Origin of the sequence: Phocaeicola coprophilus DSM 18228 = JCM 13818 (genome assembly GCF_000157915.1) — a bacterium.
Lineage (GTDB): Bacteria > Bacteroidota > Bacteroidia > Bacteroidales > Bacteroidaceae > Phocaeicola > Phocaeicola coprophilus.
In genome coordinates, this window is the sequence record NZ_EQ973643.1 from 27,343 (window position 1) to 34,194 (window position 6,852).

General features: G+C 44.2%; 8 protein-coding genes. 4 read left to right on the forward strand and 4 right to left on the reverse strand.

The window, feature by feature from the left end; translation table 11 throughout:
- Positions 1-283 precede the first annotated feature (283 nt).
- The 3 genes from BACCOPRO_RS08075 to BACCOPRO_RS08085 are packed head-to-tail and all read left to right on the forward strand — an operon-like array spanning position 284 to position 3,135.
- Positions 284-1,048 carry a DUF1295 domain-containing protein gene (locus BACCOPRO_RS08075; protein WP_008142630.1) on the forward strand — a complete coding sequence of 255 codons (765 nt, stop codon included), beginning with the start codon at positions 284-286 and terminating at the stop codon, positions 1,046-1,048.
- Between the two features lie 12 nt (positions 1,049-1,060).
- Positions 1,061-2,287 carry an NADH:flavin oxidoreductase gene (locus BACCOPRO_RS08080; protein WP_008142631.1) on the forward strand — a complete coding sequence of 409 codons (1,227 nt, stop codon included), beginning with the start codon at positions 1,061-1,063 and terminating at the stop codon, positions 2,285-2,287.
- Positions 2,288-2,289: 2 nt separating this feature from the next.
- Positions 2,290-3,135 carry an SDR family oxidoreductase gene (locus BACCOPRO_RS08085; RefSeq protein ID WP_040311383.1) on the forward strand — a complete coding sequence of 282 codons (846 nt, stop codon included), beginning with the start codon at positions 2,290-2,292 and terminating at the stop codon, positions 3,133-3,135.
- 13 nt (positions 3,136-3,148) lie between these two features.
- Here the strand turns inward: BACCOPRO_RS08085 and BACCOPRO_RS08090 are convergent, their stop codons facing one another.
- Entirely contained in the window at positions 3,149-3,703 is a 555-nt protein-coding gene (locus tag BACCOPRO_RS08090; protein ID WP_008142633.1) for a beta-class carbonic anhydrase, read from the reverse strand.
- Between the two features lie 117 nt (positions 3,704-3,820).
- Here BACCOPRO_RS08090 and BACCOPRO_RS08095 point away from each other — a divergent pair, with 117 nt between their 5' ends.
- Positions 3,821-4,999 (forward strand): phosphoribosylaminoimidazolecarboxamide formyltransferase, encoded by a 1,179-nt coding sequence (locus BACCOPRO_RS08095; RefSeq protein WP_008142634.1) that lies wholly within the window; start codon positions 3,821-3,823, stop codon positions 4,997-4,999.
- Between the two features lie 75 nt (positions 5,000-5,074).
- On the opposite strand, the gene BACCOPRO_RS08100 is transcribed toward BACCOPRO_RS08095, so the two are convergent.
- The 3 genes from BACCOPRO_RS08100 to BACCOPRO_RS08110 all read right to left on the reverse strand — a co-directional run bounded on the left by BACCOPRO_RS08100 (position 5,075) and on the right by BACCOPRO_RS08110 (position 6,715).
- Positions 5,075-5,689 (reverse strand): porin family protein, encoded by a 615-nt coding sequence (locus BACCOPRO_RS08100; RefSeq protein WP_022276838.1) that lies wholly within the window; start codon positions 5,687-5,689, stop codon positions 5,075-5,077.
- A 152-nt stretch (positions 5,690-5,841) separates the two neighbouring features.
- A complete protein-coding gene (locus BACCOPRO_RS08105; protein WP_008142636.1) occupies positions 5,842-6,357 on the reverse strand; it encodes an outer membrane beta-barrel protein in 516 nt (171 codons plus the stop codon).
- A gap of 166 nt (positions 6,358-6,523) precedes the next feature.
- On the reverse strand, positions 6,524-6,715 hold the full coding sequence (locus BACCOPRO_RS08110; protein ID WP_008142637.1) for a hypothetical protein: 192 nt from the start codon (positions 6,713-6,715) through the stop codon (positions 6,524-6,526).
- Positions 6,716-6,852 lie beyond the last annotated feature (137 nt).

Consider the following 6,852-nt stretch of genomic DNA (forward strand, 5'->3'; position numbering starts at 1 on the left):
ATCGAATACTCCTTCATGCTACACCTTATTATATTTTATATAAAGACGAAACAGAAAAAACGAACACAAGAAAAGCCCAATAAAAGACATTATAATTATATCAGATAATGAACTTCAAAACCAAATTCATACTACCCCCCAACAAGTTCCTTCACAATATATACCAATCAGACCACTAAATAAGAAGAACTGACCTACGCCATTTTTATATCAAATATTTTTCTCAACAGATAGTTACACTCTTTAAATATTCTCACTATCTTTGAAAGCAAACGATTGAATTATGGAAGAATCTCTTTATCAAGTTTTATGCTATATCATGCCCATCCTTGCAATTGTAGTATTCATTGCTCTTTTCTATATACAGGCTGGGTACGGAATATTCCAAAATAAACACTGGGGAATAAGCATACCCAATCGATGGGGATGGGTACTAATGGAATGCCCGGCTTTTTTCTTCATGCTATACTTATGGATTAGCAGTCCAAGCAGACTCCAGCCCACACTACTCACCTTTTTCATCCTGTTCGAAACGCACTATCTGCAACGTTCCTTTATTTTCCCTCTCCTGATGAGAGGAAAAAGCCGTATGCCGATTGCCATCATGCTGATGGGAATCCTTTTTAATCTTATCAACGGATTCATGATCGGTGAAGATTTATTCCATTTGGCTTCTGCCGAACGATATTCCACTTCGTGGATGAGCAGCCCGACCTTCATCGGAGGGCTACTGCTCTTCATCTCCGGAATGGGAATCAATCTTCATTCAGATCATGTGATCAGACATCTCCGAAAACCCGGAGATACACGCCACTATCTCCCCCAAAAAGGAATGTATCGCTTTATCACTTCCGCTAATTATTTTGGGGAACTTATTGAATGGATCGGATTCGCCATACTTACCCAATCAACTACAGCATGGATTTTCGTATTATGGACCTTTGCCAACCTGGCTCCACGTGCTTATTCCATCCACAAACATTATTGTGAAGAATTTGGGAAAGAGGCCGTCGGCCAGCGCAAATGCCTGATTCCTTTTATCTATTAAACTCTCTGACCTATGAACTCTATACTCTTTACAGAAGGAAAAATCGGTCCCCTCACATTACGGAACCGCACCATACGTTCTGCCGCATTCGAAAGCATGTGTCCCGGGAACCGTCCTTCACAGGAACTCTTTGATTATCATCTCTCCGTAGCAGCCGGAGGAGTCGGAATGACTACCATAGCTTATGCTGCTGTAACTCAGAGCGGACTTTCCTTCGAACGGCAATTATGGATGCGACCGGAAATCGTTCCCGAACTTCGCCGACTTACGGACGCTATCCATCACGAAGGAGCAGCTGCCAGTATCCAGCTTGGACATTGTGGCAACATGTCTCATCGCAGCATTTGCGGTTGCATGCCCGTCGGTGCAAGCAGTGGGTTCAACCTTTATTCTCCCACTTTTGTCCGTGGACTGCGAAAAGATGAACTTCCCTCACTGGCCCGCGAATATGGAAATGCAGTAAGGTTAGCCCAAGAAGCCGGATTCGATGCTGTTGAGATTCATGCCGGACACGGCTATCTGATCAGCCAGTTTCTTTCTCCCTACACTAACCACCGCAAAGATGAATATGGCGGCAGCCTGAACAATCGGATGCGCTTCATGGATCAAGTTATGAATGAAGTTACTAAAGCTGCCGGTAATCACACCGCTGTACTGGTCAAAATGAATATGAGTGACGGTTTCAAAGGAGGTATGGAAAAAGATGAATGCCTGCAAGTTGCCCGCCGTCTGGTTGACGATGGTGCACAAGCACTTGTTTTGAGTGGTGGCTTTGTGAGCAAAGCTCCAATGTATGTTATGCGCGGTGCCATGCCCATACACAGTATGACTTACTACATGAAAAGTCTCTGGCTGAAATATGGTGTACGTCTGGCCGGTCATCTGATGATCCCAACTGTTCCGTTCCGTGAAGCTTATTTTCTGGAAGATGCGCTCGATTTCCGAAAAGCAATCCGAGAAATTCCACTGGTTTACGTAGGAGGGCTCGTATCACGTCAAAAGATCGAGGAAGTATTAGGACACGGATTCGAGTTTGTTCAAATGGGACGCGCCCTGCTCAATGAGCCCGGTTTCGTCAACCGGATGAAAGCCGAAGAACAAGCCCGATGCAACTGCGGACATAGCAACTATTGCATAGCCCGTATGTATACTCTTGACATGGCTTGCCATCAACATCTGAAAGAGGAACTCCCTCCCTGCCTGAAAAAAGAAATTGAGAAGTTGGAAAAAGCAAAATGAACATGAAAAAAACAATTATCATAACAGGAGCAGACGGAGGTATGGGTACTGAAATCTCCCGCGAAGCAGCTCGGAAGGGCTACCACGTCGTCATGCTTTGCCGCACCCGGGAAGGCGGAGAGGTACGAAAATCACAGCTCATTCAAGAAACAGGAAATACAGATCTGGAAGTCTTTCCTGTTGAACTTTCCTCCATGAAAGCAGTAGCTGATACCGCCGACAAGTTACTGGCCAGAAACCCTTCCATTGACCTGCTGATGAACAATGCCGGAACCATGTCTCCCCACTTCATCCAAACAGAAGACGGATTTGAACAGACCACAGCTGTCAACTACCTTGCTCCTTACCTGCTGACCCGGAAATTGCTTCCGAACATGCACGCCGGATCAAGAATTGTATCCATGGTTTCATGTACCTATCAAATCGGACATATCGGTCCGCATTTCTTCACCAACGGACGCGAATCAGACAGCTACTGGCGCATTCCGGTATATAGCAATACCAAGCTGGCCTTATGGCTCTTTACCCGTGAACTTTCCGAACGTCTCAAGCAACGGCATATTTCAGTCAATGCCGCCGATCCGGGAATTGTTTCAACAGGTATTATTCATATGGACTTATGGTTTGATCCTCTGACTGATATTCTGTTCCGCCCCTGCATCCGCACTCCCCGTCAGGGAGCCGATACAGCTATCCGACTGCTTTTCGATGAATCTCTGGAAGGAGTTACAGGAGAGATGTATGCAAGCAGCAAACCCCGGAAACTAAAAGAGCGCTATCTCTGTCACCCACAGGCAGCCTCGCTTTGGGCAGACACAAAGAAAGCGCTTCAGAACTTCCTTACGTAAAAAAACAGATTGCTTAATCACAATCTTTCACTTCAGAAACTTCACCCGTCACAGAGTTAATAATAAATCCTCGTACGGTTATTCCCTCTTGCGGAACCAACGGGTGATGTTTCACCAGATGTACACTTCTTCGCACAGCATCCTCTCCGTTGTCAAATCCGCTCAACCAGGTCCGCAAATCAACATTGCAGTACTCAATCATGTCCAGATGATCCTGTGAAATTCCCCGTTCACGCATGTGTTCCAACATATCCTCATAATTCAGATGCTGAGCCCCGCAATCCGTATGTCCGATGATCATAATCTCTTCTACTCCCAATTCATAAATGGCAACCATCAGACTCCGCATGGCACTGCCAAAAGGATGGGTGATCACTCCTCCCGCATTCTTGATCATTTTCACATCACCGTTCTTCAAACCCAAAGCAGCCAGCAACAGTTCCACCAAACGGGTATCCATACAGGTTACAATTGCAATCCTTTTGTCCGGATATTTTGTTGTCAAATAAGGCTCATATCCTTTCTGCTCCACAAAAGAGCGGTTGAAATCCAATAATTCGTCTATCATACTCTTATCTGTTCAAAGTTCAACAACTACAAAATTACACAAATGTTTTTCTACAAGCCGAAAATAATCCGTAAATTTGTTTCATTAACTGAAGAACAAACTTAAAACTGAAAAACTATGGCAAAAGAACTAGAATTGAAGTATGGCTGTAACCCCAATCAAAAACCAGCCCGCATCTTCATGCAGGAAGGAGAACTGCCTATCACGGTCTTAAACGGACGCCCCGGATACATTAATTTTCTGGATGCCTTGAATGGCTGGCAATTGGTAAAGGAACTGAAAGAAGCTACCGATATGCCTGCTGCTACCTCATTCAAACACGTAAGTCCTGCCGGCGCAGCCATCGGACTTGAGTTGGATGAAACCATGAAAAAAATTTATTTCGTAGATGGTCTGCCTCTTTCTCCGCTAGCTAATGCCTATGTACGTGCCCGTGGCGCAGACCGCATGTCTTCCTACGGAGACTTTATTGCCCTCAGCGATATTTGCGATGAAGCTACTGCCCGCTTCATCAATCGCGAAGTTTCTGACGGAGTCATCGCTCCGGGATATACAGAAGAAGCACTTGCTATCCTGAAAAACAAACGTAAAGGAACCTACAACGTTATCCAGATCGATCCCAATTACCGTCCTGCTCCAATTGAACGTAAAGATGTATTCGGCATCACATTCGAACAGGGACGTAACGAAATCAAACTGAATGGTCCGGAGCTCTTCGAAAACATCCCCACCCAGAACAAGGAATTCCCGGAGGCAGCCCGCCGTGACCTGATGATTGCCCTGATCACATTGAAATATACACAATCAAATTCTGTCTGCTACGTCAAGGACGGACAAGCCATCGGTATCGGTGCCGGTCAACAAAGCCGTATCCACTGTACACGACTGGCAGGCAATAAGGCCGACATCTGGTATCTTCGTCAGCATCCAAAGGTATTGAATCTGCCATGGATAGAAAAGATCCGCCGCGCAGACCGTGACAATACCATTGACATCTATATCAGTGATGATCATGATGATGTGCTGGCTGACGGTGTATGGCAGCAATTCTTTACCGAAAAGCCGGAAGTACTGACCCGTGAAGAAAAACGCGCCTGGCTGGATACTCTGAAAGGCGTATCATTAGGATCAGATGCATTCTTCCCCTTCGGCGACAATATTGAACGTGCTCACAAAAGCGGTGTTGAATACATTGCACAGGCCGGAGGTTCCGTACGTGATGACCATGTTATCGAAACCTGCGATAAATACGGCATTGCCATGGCATTTACCGGTATCCGCCTGTTCCATCATTAATATAAAAAAGAAAGAATTGAAATCCGTCCTGCATCAGGAGGATTTCAATTCTTTCTTTTTCACTTCTATTCTTTCTTAAAACTTATATCCTACGGTAAAGAAGAAAGCCAGATTACGCGGTGTGTCACTGCCTGAGATCCGGCACAAGCCAAATTCACCGTCCAGGCCTACTGTCCAACGTTTAAAGTCCAGACCGACTCCCGCCTGAATTCCGGCATCAAAACGGTTTAATCCATCTATTTCCTTACCTTCAATCTTGGAATCTCCAAACGAATCCCATGACATAGTCAGGTCATCAATTTCCCAATCCGTTTTTCCATTTACTCCATAAGCCAGATAAGGTCCGGCAGTAAATACCATATCAAAATTTGCAGCAGTTCCGACATGAAAAGCAGCCAGCAAAGGCATTTCCAGATAATTCTGGTTTACTTTCGTCTTATAACCTTCCATTTTATAACTGGCTCCTTTGGAAGCCCAGGTCAATCCGGTCTGAAAAGATACCAGTCCACTTAAAGGAACATCAATACCCACCCCTACTTTGGGATTAAACATCGGATTACTTCCGTCCGAGCCATTTCCCATCCAGGTGCTCATACCCAGTCCCAGTTCCATACTCCAGGTCACTTTAGTCTGTGCCGAAGCACACAAAGCAGAAAATATGCATACTATGCAAAGAATCAATTTTCTCATAAGCATCAAATTTATTATTAAACCAGATAAGCAAATATAAAAACATTACCGGTATTGCACAACAAAAACAAAATAAAAATCCTCTTAGTCTGACCTACAAATCAAACTAAAAGGATTTTCTGCTACCCAACGGCTAATCAGAAGCCGTCAGATTAGAATTCGTAATCAATACCGATCGAAATGTTCTCACCTTCTACACTGACACCGAATCCGCTTCCTTCACCACGGAAGTAATCATCACGATATCCGGCAAATCCCACTTTCGTGATCAGGCTGAACTGATGGTTCAATTTAATTGCCATACCCGGTTTCACTCCGATTTCGAAACCATTGACAGCATCCTGATGTTTGGCTTTCTGTGTAGAGAATCCGAATCCCATATCCAAAAAGAGACGTACGATCTTGTTTTCATAGAAAGAGTAGCGGGCATAAGGAGCCAGCGCAAATGCATTGGTGGAAATCTCCTCTCCTTTATGCGCATAAGCCAGTTCGATACCCAGTGCCCACTGTTCACTCAACTCATAACCTACATCAGGCGTAATGGAAAAAGAGGTTTTATCCAAATCGGTATTTCTCCACAGACTGATACCTCCGCCCAAATACATTTCCTGTGCATGAGCAGACAATGCGGCCATCACAACGACCAGCAATACAAGCATTTTTTTCATGATTTCTTCTTTTTAATAATAAAATCTGTTCGTTTAATTTATGTGTCTTGTTCTTTTGACGGCGCAAAATTATGAATAATATGTTATATAACACAATTAAAGGCAAGGAAAGCGACTACCCTGCCTTTAATTTATATCGATAACAAATTAATGTCCTATCTGTTTTTTACCCGTTTTTATGACGGTTTGCTCTCTTGCGACGGTACTCAGCCTTCATCTTGGCTGATCCCGATCCATGCAATCCCGTAATATAAGTCTTTTTCTTGGCTTTGGTTTTCACCTTCCCTTCTTTCTTTCCGGCAGCCGGCTTGCTTCCCTTGAAGATAATACCTTCTGTCAAAATCTTTTCTATATCCATATTCTTTTATTTCTTTATTTAAAATACACCAGTTCCACATCGCATGCACAGGCAAACTCTTTCAGCAAATCAATCATATAATTCACCGAATCTTCCAGTCCATCACTTCCGCTATATCCGTTCATGATCGCCAGCAG

What these genes read in the sequence shown, in the direction of transcription:
- BACCOPRO_RS08075 (WP_008142630.1), top strand. Translation starts at nt 284, where the DNA reads ATGGAAGAATCTCTTTATCAAGTTTTATGCTATATCATGCCCATCCTT.
- BACCOPRO_RS08080 (WP_008142631.1), top strand. Translation starts at nt 1,061, where the DNA reads ATGAACTCTATACTCTTTACAGAAGGAAAAATCGGTCCCCTCACATTA.
- BACCOPRO_RS08085 (WP_040311383.1), top strand. Translation starts at nt 2,290, where the DNA reads ATGAAAAAAACAATTATCATAACAGGAGCAGACGGAGGTATGGGTACT.
- BACCOPRO_RS08090 (WP_008142633.1), bottom strand. Translation starts at nt 3,703, where the DNA reads ATGATAGACGAATTATTGGATTTCAACCGCTCTTTTGTGGAGCAGAAA.
- BACCOPRO_RS08095 (WP_008142634.1), top strand. Translation starts at nt 3,821, where the DNA reads ATGGCAAAAGAACTAGAATTGAAGTATGGCTGTAACCCCAATCAAAAA.
- BACCOPRO_RS08100 (WP_022276838.1), bottom strand. Translation starts at nt 5,689, where the DNA reads ATGAGAAAATTGATTCTTTGCATAGTATGCATATTTTCTGCTTTGTGT.
- BACCOPRO_RS08105 (WP_008142636.1), bottom strand. Translation starts at nt 6,357, where the DNA reads ATGAAAAAAATGCTTGTATTGCTGGTCGTTGTGATGGCCGCATTGTCT.
- BACCOPRO_RS08110 (WP_008142637.1), bottom strand. Translation starts at nt 6,715, where the DNA reads ATGGATATAGAAAAGATTTTGACAGAAGGTATTATCTTCAAGGGAAGC.